This window comes from Faecalimonas hominis (assembly GCF_054660755.1).
In genome coordinates, this window is record NZ_BAAHSH010000011.1 from 1 (window position 1) to 19,058 (window position 19,058).

Consider the following 19,058-nt stretch of genomic DNA (forward strand, 5'->3'; position numbering starts at 1 on the left):
AAGCATAGTTACCGGAACCTCGGCTTTCAATATCACCTGTTTCGCGCAGTTCTTTCTGCCAGCGTGATAATGTCTGCTGACTGATTCCTAAATTTGTAGCACAGCCCTGCAGTCCTAAGGTCTTGTGATCATGATAATACTGGACTGCATCCAGCTTAAATTGTTTGTCATAGTGCTTTGCCATAATGAGATCCTCCTTCAGTGCAGTACCTACATTGTACCATGATTTTTCTTATAAGGAATTCTCATTTTGACTTGTACTATTTATATTCTAACACCATTCAACAACAAATCAAAACAAATATAAGAGGTCTTATATCTGCCACAATATTATAACATAGATTCTTGGCTTATGGAATTAAAAATCATCAAATATGTTTTCAAAAATCTCATCGCCATATTTCTCGTATAATTTAGCAGCTAAATCATAACAGTAATTATCATCTCTCTGTGAAATCACAACAATGTTCATCGCTCTTTCGTATAACACCAATGTATACACAACTCTAATCCCGATTCCTCTATACTTAATCTTGAAAAACCCCATCAAATTATTTCCATTTTTATTTCCGAGAGGTTTTCCATATCCATCAGGACTTGGCAACGGTGCTTTTGATACTTTAACAATTCCAGCTAAAATTTGTTTCCGAACACTACCTTCTATTTTCTTATAGTCCTTTTTTGCTTCATCTGTTATGTGTATATTCCATGCCATTATTCAAACTCCACGCTTTCTGATAGTTCCTCTAATTCTTCCATAGAGAATCCCTCTTCTTCCACAAACTTTTCAAAGGAAGTACCTTTATCATTGGCTCTCGATTCCGCCATCTTTAATAATCTAATATTTTCCAATCTCTCTAGCAAGTTTTCCAACTTGGATATTTTTTCCTGTACTTCTTTATATTCCTTCATAGAAATCAATACTGCGGTTGGCTGATTATTTTTCAAAACAATATATTCCTTATTGTTTTCCGCAACATCACTAAAAATCTTTCCGGCTTTTCCTTGGCTAAAATCAGATATTGGAACTAACTTTTCTGTAAAATCAATTAATGATGCATTCATAACTTCAACCCCTTTCTTTCTTTAATTATACGATACAATATTATTTTATGCAATATTTTAATTAAAATTACAGTTAAAATTCATTTTTCCAAATAGGCACCAGCAGATTTTCCGTTGATGCTATCATGTTCAATCTAATCTTCACAGCGCACGAACTTATAACCGATTACTTTGATTGCTCTAGGCTGTCCGCTTTTTATTTCTATTTTCCCTTTACTTTCTAACTTTTTCATTCTTTCATAGACTGTCGATGTACTATTAAGACTCAATTCTTCCGCTATTTCCTGATATGACGGAGCATATCCATTTTCCTTTATGTAGCCTATCAGAAATTGGTATGTTTCATACTCTTTTTCCGTCAATGGTTTATTTCTGCTCTTCATTATCTCACCTCCAACATTCCTCTCAAAAATCTATGCACAATTTTCCATTTGAGTGATTTTCCGAAACGCTTTTTCATCTGAAAGCAAAATATATTTGTGATACGTTCTGCAAATTCTTCCGGTAGAATGTGACTTTTAAATCCATTACATACCTTGCAAGTACATTGGAGATTTCCCTTTTTATAACTTCCCTCTGCCACAAGTCCCGCAAATTCTGAAAAAGCAACGGTTACAGTGACTTCCACTCTTTCCGTATCACAAACATATCCTTCTTTTGTAAACTCATCAATATAATAATGGAACGTTTTTCCCGCATCTTTTGCAGTATACGCAATTGGTGGAAATGAAATATACTGTTTATTATTTTGTGCTTTGCTGATGACACTTCCATCTTCTTTATGAAGCACAAATTCAAAATTTTCATTGGCAAACGGATTTCTTCCATCTACTTTTTTGAAAGCCAGTGGTGTAAATTCGGTCTTGACATTGCTTATTTTATTCACGAATACCGGCGTTTCCAAACTCATTTCCATATCCTCAGCGGACCGATTTCCAACTTCTACACCATATCCCATTCCGAGAGGCTGATAAAAATCTCTATCCTGTCCCTGCGGTTCAAAAACAACAAGATGATATTCCGCTGGCAATTCTATCTTGAACATCTCATTCACAATCTTTTCATACTGTCCTAAATCATGTCCAAAATACCCTGTCACTGCCCATACAATATTTTTTTGTTCCTCTAGACCGTATTTGTTCGGATATACCTGAAAATAGTAAAATATCTTTTTCAGATTCTCAACCAGTTTATCTCCCCAAAGATTGATACTTACATAATGTTCCATTTCTGTCAGTTCAGGATCTGTCACAACCTTATAAGTGTGGTGATTTACTACAGGCGGCGGCAATGTTTTGTTACCATCAATACAAAACACCTGATATTTCTGCTCACCCGGTTTTTCTCCCACAAAAATATAGTTTCCTTCCGGTGCAACGCCATAATATTTCACTGCATTTTGGAAACCCTCCAAATCTTTTTCGGTAACAGTTACCACTATGTCATATACCTTTGCATCGTGCACAATACCGTCAATCGTCTGTCCATAATATTTTTCTCGGATTTTATACCGGTATTCTCCGGGAGCGGTATACGTAATCGGTTGGAATTGAATATTCCCTTCCGCATCATTTGTTGCCTCCTGAAGAACTCCCCCGCCTTCATCTAGCAATTCAAACTGGAACTGTTTATCTCTAAGTTTTTCTCCTTCTAAAATCTTTTTTGCTTTTATAACCGCCTTCGCTTCCTGTGGCGCTGTATTTTCTGATTTATTCACAAAAATCGGAGGTGCTGTTCCAAATGAAATGTCAGAACCCACATCATTCTTAATCGCCACTCCATATCCCATTCCTAATGTCTGGTGATAATCTTTATCCTCAGGTACAAACAATACCAGATGATATTCTTCCGGTAAACTGACCTGAAAAATTTCTTTCATAACTTCTTTCCACTGTGCGTCATTATCTCCATATGCTCCGGTAGCCACCCAGACAATCTCTCTTCTGTCATGCGAACTATACTTGTCGGGGAATAACTGGAAATAAAAAAAGCATTTTTTCAAATTTTCTGCCAGTTTGTCTCCATATCGGTTCATTGTCACATGTGATTCCAATTCTTTTGAATCCGGATCATTTAAAACGATATATTTTGTGCGGGACTCAGGCTCTTTTGGAGGAAGCGCCTTACTCTGGTCAATGCAGTAGACCTCATACCCTCTCTCTCCCGGGTATTCTCCAACAAAAATTTCTCCGTCAGGAGAATGTCCATAATAAATTTTATTCTGATCCGGCGCTTTTAAATCCTCCTCCCGAACTGTTACATTTACTTCATACTCGTTGGAATCATACACAATTCCGTCGATGGTTTGTCCGCCGTTTCTCTCACGTATAGTATACCGATGTATTGCTGCATTTTTATACGTGATTGGTCGGAATGTAATATCCACGGCAGCATCATTTTGTGCTGTTTGAATGACAATTCCATTCTCAAGCAGTTCAAATGTGAATTGTCTGTCCTGAAGTACATGTCCCTGTAAAACTTTTCTCGCTTTAACCGTCGCTGATACACTGCCTTTAGAGACACTTCGTTTTTCTGCAGCAAATGTATTCCACGGTATAACACCACATAAGAGTGACATTATCAGAACACACGCACTTATTCTTTTTAATTTTTCATATTTTCTACACATCTTCCTTGTCTGTTATATCCTTTCTTATTTTATTTTCCCTTAGAGTATACATGTCGTACCGTTTAAAAAAAGGATTGAAACCGTTTCATTTGCGTTTGTTTTGTAATATTTAAAAGAAAACTTTTGCAAACTAAAAAATCCATCAGTCAAAACATTTCTGATGGATTTTCTATACTTTATTCTATTCGTTAATCGGTGTAAACTCTCTGCTAAAATCAATAATCACCTTCGTTCCCTTACCTACCTGAGATTCCAACTTTAACCCATGTCCCAGTTTACCGAGCACTTCTTTTGTAAGATATAGCCCAAGTCCCGTGGATTTTTGATTGCTCCTTCCATTGTATCCCGTAAATCCTCTCTCAGCCACTCTCGGCAAATCTTCCGCACTGATGCCTATTCCCGTATCTTCTATCACAAGCAGATTTGCATTATTCTTATCCATGTAAATAGAAACACTTCCCTCATTTGTATATTTCAGCGCATTTGAAATAATCTGCTCCAACGCAAATAAAAGCCACTTTTCATCAGTAAGCACCGTTATTTCCATTGGTTCAAAATTCAATTTAATTTTCTGTAAAATAAATAGTTTTGAATACTTTTTAATCGCAGCCTTCACAATATCCGAAAGAAAATATTGATTTAACACCATATCCTGTGACATCTGTTTTTCCCTCAGATAATGTAATACCATTTCTACATACTGTTCTATCTTAAATAACTCAGCAGATAATATTTTCAAGTCACACTCACCCGACTGCAATAACAGGTTCATCACAGAAATAGGTGTTTTAATCTGATGCGCCCACATCATATAATACTCTTCTGCTTCTTTTGCTGAAATGTCCATAGATGAAATCAACTCTTTTCGGTTTCTGTGCAGTTCCACTATGATTTCCTGGTAGGTCTGTTCCAAAAGCCCTTCCGCTTCAGGAAAATCTCCCATTTCATATGCCAGTTGTTTCTTCAAATGCTCTAATCTTTTGTATTTTCCCGCATATTTCACAAAATCTGTCACAGCAATTATCCCTACACTCACAGCACAGATGAGCAATGCATAATTGGTATCTTCCGTATTCGCCCCGTATAAAAAAGCAATCCCTTTTATAATAACCCCGCAAAACAGTAAAACAAATATTGTTTTTCTTTTTTCCTTTATATATGGCAACACTAATTTCATCATAGAATGATATATCCTATCCCTTTCTTCGTCGCTATAAAATCTTTAACCCCTATTGTTTCCAGTTTCTTGCGAAGTCTTGTTACATTTACAGTCAATGTATTATCATCAATAAATTCTTCGTTCTCCCATAAACGCACCATAATCCCTTCTCTCGAAACAATCTTTCCCACATTTTCCAAGAGAAGTTGCAGGATTTTATAATCGTTTTTTGTCAGTTCCAAATGTTTCTCTTCATATGACACACTTGCGTCATTCAGATTTAAAACAACACCTTTATGTTCTATCACATTCACACTTCCCTGGAACGAATATGTCCGCCTTAAAAGGGCCTGAATTTTAGCCGTAATTACATTTAAGTCAAACGGTTTATCAACAAAATCATCTGCTCCCATATTGATCGCCATAACAATATTCATGTTGTCCGAGGCAGAAGAAATAAACACAATTGGAACTTTTGATACTTTTCTAATCTCTCCGCACCAGTGAAAACCATTGAAAAACGGAAGAGAAATATCAAGTAATACTAAATGTGGTTCAAAAGCCAGAAATTCCTGATATACTTTTTCAAAATCAGTGATACATTTCACTTCATACCCCCATTTTTCCAAATGGTTTTCTAAAATTTTCGCAATCATCATGTCATCTTCTACAATCAGTAATTTATACATTTTCTTCCCCTTTTCTGCTTAGTCGTATTTGTATAGTATAAAATGAAATTTATTTTTACGCAATGTAAAATGGCTATTAATTATATTCCATAACTAATAGCCATTTTACTTAATCACTTCAATCATTCTTTTTACCTTTCTGGTGGTCCGTACCTTCCTTTCATAAATTTTCCTTATTAACTTCCTAACTTAATAATCACATATTGAAGTTGACATTTCATCTCTGTGTTATCACTGTTACGGGTTTTAATAAGCATATAATCTTTCCGAAGATTATATTTCCCTCATAAATAAAATAAATATTAGATTATCAGTTTAGTGGTATCTGCTATTTATCTTATTTATTTTGTTTATACTGTTATAATACCACATATTTTATAGTTGTCAATACTATTTTGAAATATTTTTATTTTTTTCTTTCTCTCTTCGTCCACACGGTTCACTATCATACTTTAATTGTAACATCTGTTTATCAAAAACATATATATATTGTAACAAAACATTGCGAGGTATCTATGCGTTCTATTCACACAATGCAAAACAACACTGCAGATAAGGGAAGTCTTCAACTAAACGTTACCTCCGAAATCACTTCCTATCCCGTTTCAGATGCAACTGTTGATATTTCTTATACCGGAGTACCGGACAGTCAACTGGAGCAACTGACTACCGACTCGTCGGGACAGACTGAAACTATAGAACTGGACACTCCTCCTCTGGAATATAGTCTGAATCCCTCTATAGAATCCCAGCCCTACTCCGAATACACTTTTAAGATTTCAGCCCCCGGATATGAAACAATGAATATCTCAGGCGCAGAACTTTTACCAACCGTAAAGGCAATTCAAAACGTTGCTTTAAAACCCATCTCTCCCGATACACAACAGCAGGAAATTTATGTGATTCCGGGGCATACTCTCTATGAGGAATATCCTCCTAAAATCGCTGAAGATGAAATTAAACCTATGGACGAAACAGGCGAAATTGTACTTAGCCGTGTAGTTGTACCCGAATACATTGTTGTACACGACGGTTCTCCAAGAGACAGCACCGCAAAAAATTATTATGTGCGCTATCGGGATTATATCAAAAATGTCGCTTCCAGTGAAATCTATGCAACATGGCCTGCTTCTACCATTCAGGCAAATGTACTTGCCATTATGTCTTTTACATTGAACCGTGTCTACACGGAATGGTATCGGAATAAAGGGTATGATTTTACAATTACATCTTCCACTGCTTTCGACCATAAATGGATACCAAACCGTAATATTTACGATACTATTTCGGCTGTTGTCGACGATTTATTCGCAAACTATCTGTCCCGTCCTAACGTACGCCAACCTATTCTTACTCAATATTGTGACGGACGTCAGGTTACATGCCCAAACTGGTTGACACAGTGGGGCTCTCTTTCTTTGGGAGAACAGGGGTACACTGCCATCGAAATTTTACGATACTATTATGGCGATAACATCTACATTAACACTGCACAGGAAATTTCAGGTGTACCGTCCTCCTGGCCGGGATATGATTTGGAAAATGGTTCTTCCGGTGATAAAGTCCGACAACTTCAGGAACAGCTCAATGTGATTGCAGGTGCTTATCCCGCCATTCCTAAAATAACTGCCGACGGAATTTACGGACCTGCTACAGCCGCAGCCGTAAAGAAGTTTCAATCCATCTTTGGTCTTCCCGATACAGGAATCACCGATTACCCTACATGGTACAAGATTTCACAAATTTATGTCGGTGTTTCCCGAATTGCAGAACTGACATAAAATAATGCAGAGGTATGACTTTTACATCATATCTCTGCACTTTATTTTTCAACTGCCTACAGCAGTCTCTGTATATCGTTAAACAAAACAAAAATCATCAAACCAAAAAGTAATATCAGTCCGGCAAAATGCACCATTCCTTCCTTTTCCGGCGGAACACGTTTCCCACGTATTGCCTCGACAAACAGGAAAACTAACCTTCCTCCGTCCAACGCCGGCAGCGGAAGTAAATTCATTACTCCGAGGTTTGCCGAAAGTAAAATGGATAAATTAATCAGAGAAAAGATTACGGAAGAAACTCCGTATGCTTTATTTGTCTCATACGCATCGCCAACCACATCAACAATCCCTACAGGGCCTGATAACTGATCCATTCCAATTTTCCCTGTAACCAACATTTTCAAACTTTCAAGCGTCGTTTCAATCCAGTATTCCACCTCATACAGTCCATACTGTAATGCCGTAAAAGCGTTTGCCTTTTTATACTTCGCCTGCGTAATACCGATTAAATACTGTCCCTGTTCATTCTTTTGGGGCGTCAATACAGATTCATATGTTTTTCCGTCACGCTTATATTCAAGAGTAACCTTTTCTCCCTGATGAAACTGATTGTAAACGGAAATCTCTCTGAATAAATGAATATTTTTCCCGTTGATTTCCGTTATCACATCACCTTTTTGCAATCCCGCTTCCTGCGCTGCCGAGTTCGGAACAATACCTCCTATTTCCGATTTGTCATATCCAACCCATGCAACAACAATCACGGATAAAATAAACGCTAAAATAAAGTTAAAAATCGGACCGGCTGCAATGACCGAAATTCTCGCCCATACAGATTTATTATTGAAACTTTTCTCGTCTGTATTTTCAATATCGTCTTCTCCCATCATACATGCTCCGCCTATGGGCAGCAATTTAATGGAATATTTTGTCTCTTTTCCCTGCTTACTTATAATAGTAGGTCCCATTCCTATACAAAATTCTTCCACATAGACCCCATTTTTTCTTGCAAGAAGAAAATGTCCTAATTCATGGAAAAATACAATAAAACTAAATAATAACAGTGCGAGAATAATTCCCACCACATTTACCACCTGCTTTCTATCTGCTTATATACTTCCTGTTCTGTTTCTAATATTTCCTCCACAGATGGATTCATAATATTTTTATGATTCCGCATACATTCCCCGATAATTTCCGGTATTTCTAAGTACCGTATTTCTCTATTTAAAAATTTGCTGACTGCCAGTTCATTTGCCGCGTTAAATACCGTCGGAAGAGAACCTCCTGCTCTTCCCGCCTCATATGCAAGACGAAGTCCGTAAAATGTTTCCATATCCGGCTCTTCAAATGTAATCTGCGACAACTTCTTAAAATCCAATCTGTCACCCGGAAGGTATCTCCTCTCCGGATAGTATAGGGCATACTGGATAGGAAGTTTCATATCAGGAGTTCCCAATTCCGCAATAACCGCTCCGTCAACATATTCTACCATAGAATGGATAATGCTTTGTGGCTGTACAACAACTTCTATCTGTTCCATTTTTACGTCAAAAAGCCATTTTGCCTCAATTACTTCCAAGCCTTTATTAACTAACGTAGAAGAATCAATTGTAATCTTTCTGCCCATCTCCCAGTTTGGGTGTTTAAGAGCATCTTCCACCTGAATATGTTCCAACTCTTCCTTCTTTCTATTCCTAAAAGGACCGCCTGATGCCGTTAGAAGAATTTTGTGGATCGCATTTTTTTCATTTCCCTGAAGTGATTGAAAAATTGCACTGTGCTCACTGTCCACCGGAAGAATGGACACACCATGCTTCTTTGCCAAAGGCATAATAATATGTCCTGCCGTCACAAGTGTTTCCTTATTGGCAAGAGCAATGTTTTTCCCCGCTTCAATTCCGGCTATTGTAGGGCGTATTCCTATCATACCGACAATAGCAGTCACCAAAATTTCCGTCTCGGGAATAGTTGCAATCTCAATCAGCCCCTCCATTCTGGCTACAACTTTTACGGATAAATCAGAAATTCTGACACGCAGTTCTCTCGCTTTTTCCTCAGACCAGACCGCTACCGTCTTTGGAGAAAATTCACGAATCTGTTCTTCCAGCAAAGAAATATTGTTTCCCGCTGCCATTCCCACCACTTCAATGTCCTTGTTTGCTCTGACAACTTCTAACGTCTGTGTTCCTATTGAACCTGTAGAACCTAAAATTGCTATCTTTTTCATTTTTATCCCTCATTTATTTCATCAACATAACCGACAGGTAATAGATAATTGGTGCAGTGAATATCACACTGTCAAATCTGTCTAAAATACCTCCATGACCCGGGATAAGTTTCCCATAATCTTTAATGTCATGGTTTCTCTTAATTGCAGAAGCCGCCAAATCTCCCACCTGCGAAATCATGGAACCAATTCCGCAAATAATTGCATAGTGAAGTACATTTGCATCTGCTCCCGATGCGAACCTGTTGATTGCCAATCCATACACTGCTCCAAGCAAAGCCGCACCCAAAATGCCGCCAATACCGCCCTCTACCGACTTTTTCGGACTTAGTTTCGGCGCCATTTTATGTTTGCCCATAAGCATACCTACGCAGTATGCACAAGTATCACTTCCCCATGAACACAGGAAAATAAGCCATACAAGGAAAGCGCCCTGCGGAAGCATACGTGTCTGATACACGTAAGAAAGCATCAGCGCAACATAAAACAAACCAAAAAATACAAACATAACCTGTTGTGCTATATATTTTGGAAAAGAAAATACATAGACCGCCATCAACAAAACTAAAAATCCGATAATTAACGGTACAATCTGTTCTTTACTTCCAAACCGCAGACATACATAATACGCAATTCCCGCCAAATATCCTGTAAAGCCGAGAAGTTTTTTATGTACGTCTACCACTTTATATAATTCACTCATACCTATCAAACTAATTACAAGCAGAACTCCAAACAGTAAATCCTGCCCTGTTATAACCGTAATCAGGGCGATAATTACAAGTACAATCCCACTTAGCAGTCTTGTTTTAAACATTATTTTTCCTCCTTTGTTCCGCCAAATCGTCTGTCTCTATTATTATAATGCAAAATAGCCTTTTCTAATTCCTTTTTTGTAAAATCAGGCCACAAAACATCTGTAAAATAAAATTCCGTATATGCCAATTGCCACAGAAGATAGTTAGACAGGCGAAGTTCCCCGCTTGTGCGGATAAGTAAATCCGGATCCGGAATATCATGCGTATCCAAATATGCCTCAAACACACTCTCGGAAATATCTTCGACTTCCAGTTTTCCTTCTTTACAGTCTGCTGCCATTTTTTTCATGGCACGTATCATCTCATCTCTGCTTCCGTAGTTCAGGGCAATCTGAAAATTCAATCCGTCATTGTCAACCGTTGCTTTTTCCAGTTCTTCGATTCGTTTGCGAATATCATCATCTAATTTCGTTTTATCACCCAGCACACGCACTTTCATGCGATTTTTAGCGGCGGTTTTCAAACACGTTTTCATATAATTGCGCAATAATTTCATCAGAGCGTCCACTTCTTCTTTCGGCCTGCTCCAATTCTCTGTAGAAAATGCGTATACGGTCAAATATTTTACGCCCATTTTATAGGCTTCTTCGCATATCCTCTCTACATTTTTACTTCCCTGTGCATGTCCATAATTTCTTGGCATTCCCTTCGCTTTTGCCCAACGTCCATTTCCATCTAAAATGATTGCAATGTGTTGTGGTATATTCATACTCTTTCCTCCATTAGTTTCTCTCATACAAAGAGGGGCACAACATGCACCCCTCTTATTTTCTCTGAAAAGCAAATTGTTTTTCTTATTATACGGTCATAACTTCCTTTGATTTTTCTTCAACCGCTTTATCAATATCTTTGATATATTTATCTGTCAATTTCTGCAATTCATCTTCTAAATCTTTAATTTCATCTTCTGAAACTTCTGTTCCTTTTAATTTTTTAAATGTATCGTTACCGTCACGACGAATGTTACGGATAGCAACTTTAGCCTGCTCTCCTTTTTTCTTTACATCTTTAGCAAGTTCTTTTCTTCGCTCTTCCGTAAGTTCAGGAAATACAAGACGAATAACGCTTCCGTCATTTGTCGGATTAATTCCGATGTCTGATGTAAGAATTGCCTTTTCAATCTCTTTTACCATAGATTTTTCCCACGGCTGAATCTGAATCATACGTGGTTCCGGCACAGAAATATTAGCTGCCTGCTGAATAGGTGTAGGCACTCCGTAATAATCAACTGTCAATTTGTCAAGTACATGCGGATTGGCACGTCCTGCACGGATTGTCGCTAATTCTCCAACTAAACTGTTATAAGATTTTGTCATCTTTTCGTCAAATGCTTTTACTCTCTCATTCATATATTCTATCCTCTTCTTTCTTCTTATTTTTATTATACGGTCACTTTTGTTCCTTTAAATGTACCTGTCATTGTCTCCACAATGCTGTTTTCTTCATTCAAACCAAATACAAGCATCGGCATCTTATTCTCCATACAAAGAATGGACGCAGTTAAATCTACTGCTGCCAATCGCTTGTCGATTGTTTCCTGAATAGAAATCTCATCATACTTCTTAGCGTCCGGATTTAATTTAGGATCGCTGTCATAGATACCGTCAATCGCTTTCGCAAGCAGCATTGCATCTGCTTCAATCTCAATCGCACGAAGCACTGCCCCTGTATCTGTTGAAAAATAAGGGTGACCTGTTCCACCTGCAAAAAATACAACTTTACCGCTGTTTAGCGCCTCCACTGCAGCGTCCTTTGAAAATAAATTTGTAAATGCTCCACATACAAACGGTGTAAATACTTCTGTCTGCATTCCCACATGTCTGAAAATGTCTGACACATAAATACAGTTCATAACAGTTGCAAGCATACCAATCTGATCTGCTTTCGTTCTGTCGATTGTCTCACTTGTTCTTCCTCTCCAGAAGTTCCCTCCTCCTGTTACAATTGCTACCTGAACACCTGAATCCACTAACTGTTTTACCTGATTGGCTACACCTATACATGTCGCCTCGTCAAATCCTGTCTTTTTATCTCCTGCCAGCGCCTCACCGCTCAGCTTTAACAACACTCTTTTCATCTGTTTCTCCTCGCCTTTATTTTTCTTTCAATGTACCCATTATAACATAGGTTTTTTCCTTTCTACAAGTACAAAAATAAACAAAGGCGCCATTCACTTGAACGGCGCCTTTTCCCTATGCTTTTTCGATATGATATTTTCCGCTTCCGTCAGAAACAACTGATGACTGATAAAACTCTTTCGCCACCTCAACTAAATAGTGTGTATCCTTTATGCCACAAGTTTCATACGGAGAATGCATGGCAAGTTGCGCAATTCCGATATCCACTGTATTTACCGCTACCTGCGTGTTGGAAATATTGCCAAGTGTAGAACCTCCAAGCATATCCGAACGGTTTACAAAGTTCTGATATGGCACTCCCACTCTGTCACAGATTGTTTTAAACATTGCCGCTGAAACTGCATCTGTCGTATATTTCTGATTTGCACTGTATTTAATAACAATTCCGCCATTTAAATAAGGACGGTTTGTCAAGTCTGTTTTATTGCCGTAATTTGGGTGAACTCCGTGTGCATTGTCCGCTGAAATCATGAAACTGTTTGCCAGCGCTCTCAAATATTCATCTTCTGTTCTGCCCAAACCGCGGTTAATTCGTCCCAATGTATCTTTAAGAAAAGTTGATGCTGCACCCTGTTTTGTTCCGCTTCCCACTTCTTCGTTATCTAAAACACAGTGTACGCTCACGGATTGTCTGTTTTCTGCCTGCAAAAATCCTTTTAAAGAAGAAAAGGCACACTGTGTATCGTCTAACTTGGAAGAAGAGATAAATTCTTCATTTGCTCCCCAGATACTTCCTTTCATACGGTTATATAAATATAAATCACTTCCTAAAATATTTTCTTTTTCCACCCCTGCACTTTCCGCAACAACTGCCATAAAGCCGCCTTTTTCTGTAGTGTTGCTGTAAAGTGGAAGCATATCTTCCTGTGCATTGTATTTGTATCCGTCGTTTACTTCCCTGTTCATGTGGATTGCAAGATTTGGAATCATCACTAAATCTCTGTCCACATTTACCAGTTTCGTTGCAATCCCATCTTCCTCTTTCACAAGAAGCCTTCCTGCCACGGATAACGGGCGGTCAAACCACGGAGCGCAAAGCATTCCGCCATATTTTTCTACATTCAGTTTTGTGTACTGATTTTCCACACAGATTTCAGGGTTTTCTTTCACTTTAAAAGTCGGAAAATCACTGTGGCTTGCCATTATCTGAAATCCCACAAAATTTTCTTTCGGAATCTGAAAGGCAATTAAAGACGATTCGTTGCGGGATACATAATATTTGCCACCCGCTTTTAACTTCCATTCCTGCGCTTCATATAACTCCTGAAATCCATTTTCATTTAACTCTTCTTTCATATTTTGAATCAAATGAAAGCAACTGTAACTTTTTTCGATAAATGATAATAATTCTTTTGCTGTTTCTCTATACATACTTTTGTTCTCCTATCTTTTCTCCCATTTTAACCAACGTTTCGTATGCACATTCGGTATTTTTCAAAATATCCCTATCGACACATACTTTATCTTTTTGAGTAAGTAATATAATTGTTGAGCCTCCAAAAGCAAAATTTCCCTTTTCTTCTCCTCTTTTTACTTCTCGCTCTTCATGACGGTTCTCTATTTTTCCTACCATCAGCGCTCCGACTTCCATCATCAAAATCGTGCCAAACTCTTCCGTCTTCAGTAAAGAATATTCTCTTGTATTTTCTTTATAAATCGGATAGACATCATTTGCCACCGGATTTACCGTATGAAACACTCCCGGTATTCTGACGTTTCTTGATTTCACGCCGGAAGCCACATAACAGTAACGATGGTAATCTTCCACGGACAGTCGGAAAACCCACGCATATCCACCCTCATATTTTGCGGCGGTCTTTTTATTTTTCAAAAGTTCTTCCACTGTATATGATGTATGTTTGATGCAAAATCTGCTCTCTTTACCTATCGGATAAACAGTCAGTTTCGCATCACAGGGGCTGATAAAAACATTTTCCTGCATATTTATCTCCCTTGCATCAGCCTTAAACTTTCTTTTAAAAAAAGCATTGTACGATTTAAATTTATTCTGTTCACACAGCGATAAATCTATATGATTCATTTTTACAAAAGGGGGGATAAGCACTTTAGAAAAGGAACTGTCCAAAATTTTCCCTCCCAATTCAGATACAAGCGGTACGGTCAAACATTTTATCACTGCTCTTCCCAATACATTTCCATACAAACTTTTTAACAGTTTATCCTGAAAACCGTTTTTCCCTTTTAAATTTCCTTCTCGGTCTTTATATCTCATCTGTTTCTCCACTAAATAATATGTGTCAATTTCAATACTGCCAACGCAACAACCGCAACAATAACAGCCAACACTTTATTCCCCGGTTTTTTCAACTGAAAACGCAAAATCAGTAAAAATCCCACAGCAAGCATGACAATATGTAACACAAGCACAAAGTAAGCGCCCATGCACGGTTTTATCAAATACAGAATCGGCAGAATAATAGCCATCGTCGTAATCGGCAGCCCTTCGTAATATTTTCGCGCCTCTGTAGTTTCCTGCTGTCTTTTTTCTTCCATGACATTAAAATATCCTAAACGAATAACCGAAGCCGTTCCGTAAAATGCTAAAATCATAATTCCGAAAACATCTTTTAACCCCAAACAATAACATAATATAACCGGAAAAGCCCCAAAACATACTACATCACAAAGCGAATCAATCTGTATACCGAATTTTTTCTCATCGGCCGTTCTGTTTTTCATGGCTCTGGCAATCTTTCCGTCAAACATATCACATAATCCCGAAAATGCCAGACAAAAAATAGCCAGTTTATAATGTCCGTTCACAGTAAACATCATACCTATAATGGACGAGATTAATCCAATATATGTTAAAATAACTGAATAATTATAAAATCCTATCATCATTCTTCCCTCTTTACTCTATCATTTCTTTTTTTCCTAATGTAAACTGTGCAACTACCGTCATAATTGCACTGATAAATAGTTGTGCGTAATATCCTAACCCTCTGCTCAAAATCATTCCCGGCAGTAAAAATTTCGGACTGAATATCGGGACAAAAATAATCAAAAACAATTGCTCACTAATGCCCATTCCGCCCGGAAGCGGCAACATATCTACCGCTATCGAAATAACCGCCTGTAATAAAACGATATCTATAATAGACTTTCCTGAAAGTCCAAAGGCACAATACACAAAATACGTTGTCAAAAATAATGCGATTCTCTGTAAAAATGTAATCAAAAGAACATTTACCATTACCATCGCATGACTCTTTAAATATTTTGCGGTGTCATTATACAAATCCATAGACTCTTCTAATTTTTGCATACGCTCTTCTTTGCGCTTCAAAATATGAAGTCCTTCCAATAAACGCAATCCCTTTTTCATCATTGCTTTCGCAAGAACAGGGTGAAATACAAGAATAAGCATAAAAGTCACACACATGACGTTTAAACCTACGCCCAAATAAAATACCGGCAATATACCCGTCAAATATTTTTTTACAAACCCCTGCCCAATGATAAGAAGAATCACACCGATAAGTACAAGAACCATTTTATATATAATGGTTACAATCATTAAAACGAGCGTCGATACCGGTATAGGTATTTTTTCTTTTTTCATATAGTAAATTTGCATCGGCTGTCCTCCACTTGCGGACGGAGTGATACAGCTAAAGAAAAACCCCACCGATGAAAACAGAAAACATTTCCATTTTTTTAACTTAATCGACAGAGAATTCATCAAATAGTAAATAATAATGGATTCTCCCCAAATAAAAAACACAACACACACTACTCCGAAAAGGATAAACTCAAGTCTTGCCTCCTTTATAACCCGTACAACTTTCGTAATATCTTCCCCTTTAAAGACACCGTAAATAGTCAATCCAAACACAAGGAATAAAAACACAAGATTAAATATATTCTTCTTTACGTTTTTCATCTGTAGTTCCCCCTGTTTTAAAAGTCCTGTCGGCTATCCTCTTCCAAAAGCGGATATATCCTTTATAAAATTGTGTATGTCTTGCAAACCATAATGTTCCCTCTGCAATGATAACTCCCGCAATAACATCTATAATCACATGCTGTTTTGTTGTCAGTGTGGATACGAACACAGAAACGGCTATCAGACACGAAGTCCACTGATACCACTTCGGCACTCTTTTGTCTCCTCTGATTCCGATATAGCAGAACCAACTGACGAGACAGTGAATAGACGGGAATAAATTGTCTGCCGCATCTATCCGATACAAAAAACGCATGCCTTCATTCCACACTCCTCCGCCCACAATATCCGGACGGATATTGGTTGTCGGAAACAGAATAAAAATAGTAAAACAAATGATTCTTGAAATCATATCTGCAAAAAAGAACTGATATGCCCTTTCCTCATCTTGTTTTGCTATAATAATATAGTTGATAACCCAAAATATGTAACACCCGAAATAGATAAACAGACTCTCCGGAATAAGCGGTATCTTCTCATCTAATCTGCTTGTCAATATATAATGATGCCAGTCCCCCGCAATCATTCTTGCTCCACAATATAATAAACTGTTAAACACAAAAGCAAAGATAACAATAAAAAACCTGTCGACAGGCATTATCTTTTCAATAAAACCTTGTATCCACTTTCTCATATGTTTCCTCTCATTCGCCTAATATTTATCCATTATATCAAATTTTTTCTCGGGTATAAAGCAAATATCTTCATCTTAAGAAATCTTTAAGCTTTCTTCGCGAGATAACGCGCCGCAAAATAAGCGGATACGGGAACAATCAGCAGGCATGTAACAGCCCCAAATAACATGATTGAAAGTTCCTGAAAGAGAAATTTAGAATTTACAATCAATTCCAAAGGATACTTTTCCCGTTTCAAATACGCAAACAAAAGAAGGGACTCTCCTAAATACGCAAACAGTAATGTATTGACGGTTGTTCCGATAATCTCTTTTCCAACCTGTATCCCTGAATGAAAAAGTTCCTTTTCCGTTAGATTCTGCTTATGAAAGGCAACCTCATGTACCGCAGAAGTCACTGAAAGAGCCGTGTCAATCGCGGCCCCCAGAGCGCTTAGTATCGTTACGGAAACCGCTATTTGCATCATACTTATTTGTATGTTCACATTGTAATAATACATGACATCTTCCTGTATGGATTGAATTTCATTCAATCCTCCGGCTCTGTATTTCCATACGACGAAATAAATCAATGCAGTCACAAAAAACATAACGATACACACAGCCATAAATGCCGATTTCGTCTTAATGTTTTTCCCGTTTTGTCCAAAAAGAGAGACACAACTAATGGCAACCGTCGCAAAAAACAGAATAAAAAACGGCGAATGACCTCTCGCAAGAAAGATAATCGTAAATGCAAGGACGATAATATTTCCCGCAAGCGCCATCACGGAAGTCGCTCCTCTCTCTCCGCCTATAACGAGCATCAGCACAAATAATATAAGCGCTAAAATTCCTATCATGCTTTGGCCTCCTCTCTTCTTTTTATCTTCAGCAGGGAAGCCGCCACAAAAATAGAAATCGGAATGGCGATAACAATTCCTATACTCTCTATAAGAAATCTGCATATTTCAAACGGAATATTTAGTTTTGCTATGGTAAGAAACGAAATGTCATTGTTCATTCGGATAAGAAACGTTGGAATAAGTCCGCAGCCGAAAGTAAATAGCAGCACGCTGATCATTGTTCCCATTATGTCATAACCCACTTCCCGACCGGAACGAAACAACTCTTTCCAGCGTATCGAAGGTCTTTTCCGAATCAATTCGCCCAGTGTGGCTGAAATCGTCACTGTCACGTCCATAATTGCCCCAAGCCCTGCAAGCATCACTTCCGCTTCAAACAACTCGGACGGATTATCCAGACTTCCCAAATATTCCATCGCCGCATAGTCTGTTTCTCCCGCCGTGTTCATGACAAGATGAAAAAGTCCCATAATCACTGCAAGAACACACAGGGTGGAAAGTATGGACGCCAATGTTCTCCTGTTCATTCCATTTAGAATGATGAGCGTTCCAATTGTGAATACGAATACCATAACATTGCAAATTTTCAAAACATCTTCCCCATTTAAGAAGAAAGCAAATCCCACCATGTAGATGGCAATATTGACTCCCACTGTAAATATTGTTCTTATCCCCTGCCTTTTTGTTACTGCAAACAGCAATAGCACCATCAATCCTAAAAGCGCCACAATTCCTGTATCTCTCTTCAACCCTTTAATATTTCCTGACAGTGTATTTGCCTTTTCTCTTATTTCCACAAATATTCTGTCATGCTTTTGATACTTCTGTGACGTCACTTCTGACTCGGCATATTCGTTTTTTAGTTGTATTATTTCTTTTTTATGTTCTCCGTTTAACACAACGCCCTTCAAAAACTGCCTGTAGTGTACTTCTTCTCCCCCTCTTGTCCCTTCCTCTGTCTCCTTTTCTTCGGTTTTTACTTCCGTTATTTTAACTATGGGAGTTTTATATAACCATGTATCAAAAGCAACAAATAAAAGAAGAGAGAAATACATAAAAACCATCACGCAGATTGCTTTTCTTTCCCGCATTTTCTGCAA

At 37.9% G+C, this 19,058-nt stretch carries 21 protein-coding genes; 1 reads left to right on the forward strand and 20 read right to left on the reverse strand.

The annotated features are described in order from the left end of the window. From ACYQ35_RS01805 to ACYQ35_RS01835, 7 genes are all read right to left on the reverse strand, one after another. Positions 1-184 (reverse strand): transposase (locus ACYQ35_RS01805; protein WP_459829584.1); only part of this gene is annotated, 184 nt, incomplete at its 3' end. Positions 185-358: 174 nt separating this feature from the next. Next, positions 359-715 (reverse strand): type II toxin-antitoxin system RelE family toxin, encoded by a 357-nt coding sequence (locus tag ACYQ35_RS01810; RefSeq protein ID WP_459829587.1) that lies wholly within the window; start codon positions 713-715, stop codon positions 359-361. Then, positions 715-1,065 (reverse strand): type II toxin-antitoxin system prevent-host-death family antitoxin, encoded by a 351-nt coding sequence (locus tag ACYQ35_RS01815; RefSeq protein ID WP_459829590.1) that lies wholly within the window; start codon positions 1,063-1,065, stop codon positions 715-717. The genes ACYQ35_RS01810 and ACYQ35_RS01815 overlap by 1 nt, the downstream gene beginning before the upstream one ends. Before the next feature lie 134 nt (positions 1,066-1,199). Next, positions 1,200-1,448 carry a LexA family protein gene (locus ACYQ35_RS01820; protein ID WP_459829592.1) on the reverse strand — a complete coding sequence of 83 codons (249 nt, stop codon included), beginning with the start codon at positions 1,446-1,448 and terminating at the stop codon, positions 1,200-1,202. Continuing rightward, positions 1,448-3,694 (reverse strand): Spy0128 family protein, encoded by a 2,247-nt coding sequence (locus ACYQ35_RS01825; protein ID WP_459829595.1) that lies wholly within the window; start codon positions 3,692-3,694, stop codon positions 1,448-1,450. Before ACYQ35_RS01825 ends, ACYQ35_RS01820 begins: the two co-directional genes overlap by 1 nt. 181 nt (positions 3,695-3,875) lie before the next feature. Continuing rightward, positions 3,876-4,874, reverse strand: coding sequence for an ATP-binding protein (locus ACYQ35_RS01830; RefSeq protein ID WP_459829600.1), 999 nt, complete (start codon positions 4,872-4,874; stop codon positions 3,876-3,878). Then, the gene (locus ACYQ35_RS01835; protein WP_459829603.1) at positions 4,871-5,542 is read right to left on the reverse strand and encodes a response regulator; all 672 of its coding nucleotides are present in this window, start codon (positions 5,540-5,542) and stop codon (positions 4,871-4,873) included. The genes ACYQ35_RS01830 and ACYQ35_RS01835 overlap by 4 nt, the downstream gene beginning before the upstream one ends. A gap of 515 nt (positions 5,543-6,057) precedes the next feature. Between ACYQ35_RS01835 and ACYQ35_RS01840 the strand changes: the two genes are divergently transcribed. After that, complete coding sequence (locus ACYQ35_RS01840) at positions 6,058-7,323, forward strand: peptidoglycan-binding domain-containing protein (protein WP_009461037.1); 1,266 nt, start codon at positions 6,058-6,060, stop codon at positions 7,321-7,323. Positions 7,324-7,379: 56 nt separating this feature from the next. On the opposite strand, the gene rseP is transcribed toward ACYQ35_RS01840, so the two are convergent. The 13 genes from rseP to ACYQ35_RS01905 form a co-directional block, all read right to left on the reverse strand. Continuing rightward, the gene (gene rseP, locus ACYQ35_RS01845) at positions 7,380-8,405 is read right to left on the reverse strand and encodes an RIP metalloprotease RseP (protein ID WP_459829607.1); all 1,026 of its coding nucleotides are present in this window, start codon (positions 8,403-8,405) and stop codon (positions 7,380-7,382) included. A 5-nt stretch (positions 8,406-8,410) separates the two neighbouring features. Continuing rightward, positions 8,411-9,553: a 1-deoxy-D-xylulose-5-phosphate reductoisomerase gene (locus ACYQ35_RS01850; RefSeq protein WP_459829612.1), complete on the reverse strand. Its 1,143-nt coding sequence runs from the start codon at positions 9,551-9,553 to the stop codon at positions 8,411-8,413. 13 nt (positions 9,554-9,566) lie between these two features. After that, positions 9,567-10,370, reverse strand: coding sequence for a phosphatidate cytidylyltransferase (locus ACYQ35_RS01855; protein ID WP_459829617.1), 804 nt, complete (start codon positions 10,368-10,370; stop codon positions 9,567-9,569). Beyond that, positions 10,370-11,080: an isoprenyl transferase gene (locus tag ACYQ35_RS01860; RefSeq protein WP_009461031.1), complete on the reverse strand. Its 711-nt coding sequence runs from the start codon at positions 11,078-11,080 to the stop codon at positions 10,370-10,372. Before ACYQ35_RS01860 ends, ACYQ35_RS01855 begins: the two co-directional genes overlap by 1 nt. 88 nt (positions 11,081-11,168) lie before the next feature. Continuing rightward, positions 11,169-11,720, reverse strand: coding sequence for a ribosome recycling factor (gene frr, locus ACYQ35_RS01865; RefSeq protein WP_009461030.1), 552 nt, complete (start codon positions 11,718-11,720; stop codon positions 11,169-11,171). Between the two features lie 32 nt (positions 11,721-11,752). After that, on the reverse strand, positions 11,753-12,448 hold the full coding sequence (gene pyrH, locus ACYQ35_RS01870; protein ID WP_459829625.1) for a UMP kinase: 696 nt from the start codon (positions 12,446-12,448) through the stop codon (positions 11,753-11,755). A gap of 115 nt (positions 12,449-12,563) precedes the next feature. Further along, positions 12,564-13,880: a M18 family aminopeptidase gene (locus tag ACYQ35_RS01875; protein WP_459829629.1), complete on the reverse strand. Its 1,317-nt coding sequence runs from the start codon at positions 13,878-13,880 to the stop codon at positions 12,564-12,566. Further along, positions 13,873-14,742, reverse strand: a complete 870-nt coding sequence (locus ACYQ35_RS01880) for a phosphatidylserine decarboxylase (protein ID WP_459829632.1) — start codon at positions 14,740-14,742, stop codon at positions 13,873-13,875. The genes ACYQ35_RS01875 and ACYQ35_RS01880 overlap by 8 nt, the downstream gene beginning before the upstream one ends. Positions 14,743-14,753: 11 nt before the next feature. Then, positions 14,754-15,371, reverse strand: coding sequence for a CDP-alcohol phosphatidyltransferase family protein (locus ACYQ35_RS01885; protein ID WP_040449494.1), 618 nt, complete (start codon positions 15,369-15,371; stop codon positions 14,754-14,756). A 13-nt stretch (positions 15,372-15,384) separates the two neighbouring features. Next, the gene (locus ACYQ35_RS01890; protein ID WP_009461022.1) at positions 15,385-16,416 is read right to left on the reverse strand and encodes a lysylphosphatidylglycerol synthase transmembrane domain-containing protein; all 1,032 of its coding nucleotides are present in this window, start codon (positions 16,414-16,416) and stop codon (positions 15,385-15,387) included. Further along, positions 16,388-17,113 carry a phosphatase PAP2 family protein gene (locus ACYQ35_RS01895; protein WP_459829635.1) on the reverse strand — a complete coding sequence of 242 codons (726 nt, stop codon included), beginning with the start codon at positions 17,111-17,113 and terminating at the stop codon, positions 16,388-16,390. The genes ACYQ35_RS01890 and ACYQ35_RS01895 overlap by 29 nt, the downstream gene beginning before the upstream one ends. Positions 17,114-17,199: 86 nt before the next feature. After that, on the reverse strand, positions 17,200-17,955 hold the full coding sequence (locus ACYQ35_RS01900) for a YibE/F family protein (protein WP_009461019.1): 756 nt from the start codon (positions 17,953-17,955) through the stop codon (positions 17,200-17,202). Continuing rightward, complete coding sequence (locus tag ACYQ35_RS01905) at positions 17,952-19,049, reverse strand: YibE/F family protein (protein ID WP_009461017.1); 1,098 nt, start codon at positions 19,047-19,049, stop codon at positions 17,952-17,954. The genes ACYQ35_RS01900 and ACYQ35_RS01905 overlap by 4 nt, the downstream gene beginning before the upstream one ends. Between the last annotated feature and the right edge of the window lie 9 nt (positions 19,050-19,058).

Bases quoted from the DNA above. Each gene is read 5' to 3' on its own strand.
- ACYQ35_RS01810 (WP_459829587.1), bottom strand. From the start codon at position 715: ATGGCATGGAATATACACATAACAGATGAAGCAAAAAAGGACTATAAG.
- ACYQ35_RS01815 (WP_459829590.1), bottom strand. From the start codon at position 1,065: ATGAATGCATCATTAATTGATTTTACAGAAAAGTTAGTTCCAATATCT.
- ACYQ35_RS01820 (WP_459829592.1), bottom strand. From the start codon at position 1,448: ATGAAGAGCAGAAATAAACCATTGACGGAAAAAGAGTATGAAACATAC.
- ACYQ35_RS01825 (WP_459829595.1), bottom strand. From the start codon at position 3,694: ATGTGTAGAAAATATGAAAAATTAAAAAGAATAAGTGCGTGTGTTCTG.
- ACYQ35_RS01830 (WP_459829600.1), bottom strand. From the start codon at position 4,874: ATGATGAAATTAGTGTTGCCATATATAAAGGAAAAAAGAAAAACAATA.
- ACYQ35_RS01835 (WP_459829603.1), bottom strand. From the start codon at position 5,542: ATGTATAAATTACTGATTGTAGAAGATGACATGATGATTGCGAAAATT.
- ACYQ35_RS01840 (WP_009461037.1), top strand. From the start codon at position 6,058: ATGCGTTCTATTCACACAATGCAAAACAACACTGCAGATAAGGGAAGT.
- ACYQ35_RS01850 (WP_459829612.1), bottom strand. From the start codon at position 9,553: ATGAAAAAGATAGCAATTTTAGGTTCTACAGGTTCAATAGGAACACAG.
- ACYQ35_RS01855 (WP_459829617.1), bottom strand. From the start codon at position 10,370: ATGTTTAAAACAAGACTGCTAAGTGGGATTGTACTTGTAATTATCGCC.
- ACYQ35_RS01860 (WP_009461031.1), bottom strand. From the start codon at position 11,080: ATGAATATACCACAACACATTGCAATCATTTTAGATGGAAATGGACGT.
- frr (WP_009461030.1), bottom strand. From the start codon at position 11,720: ATGAATGAGAGAGTAAAAGCATTTGACGAAAAGATGACAAAATCTTAT.
- pyrH (WP_459829625.1), bottom strand. From the start codon at position 12,448: ATGAAAAGAGTGTTGTTAAAGCTGAGCGGTGAGGCGCTGGCAGGAGAT.
- ACYQ35_RS01875 (WP_459829629.1), bottom strand. From the start codon at position 13,880: ATGTATAGAGAAACAGCAAAAGAATTATTATCATTTATCGAAAAAAGT.
- ACYQ35_RS01880 (WP_459829632.1), bottom strand. From the start codon at position 14,742: ATGAGATATAAAGACCGAGAAGGAAATTTAAAAGGGAAAAACGGTTTT.
- ACYQ35_RS01885 (WP_040449494.1), bottom strand. From the start codon at position 15,371: ATGATAGGATTTTATAATTATTCAGTTATTTTAACATATATTGGATTA.
- ACYQ35_RS01890 (WP_009461022.1), bottom strand. From the start codon at position 16,416: ATGAAAAACGTAAAGAAGAATATATTTAATCTTGTGTTTTTATTCCTT.
- ACYQ35_RS01895 (WP_459829635.1), bottom strand. From the start codon at position 17,113: ATGAGAAAGTGGATACAAGGTTTTATTGAAAAGATAATGCCTGTCGAC.
- ACYQ35_RS01900 (WP_009461019.1), bottom strand. From the start codon at position 17,955: ATGATAGGAATTTTAGCGCTTATATTATTTGTGCTGATGCTCGTTATA.
- ACYQ35_RS01905 (WP_009461017.1), bottom strand. From the start codon at position 19,049: ATGCGGGAAAGAAAAGCAATCTGCGTGATGGTTTTTATGTATTTCTCT.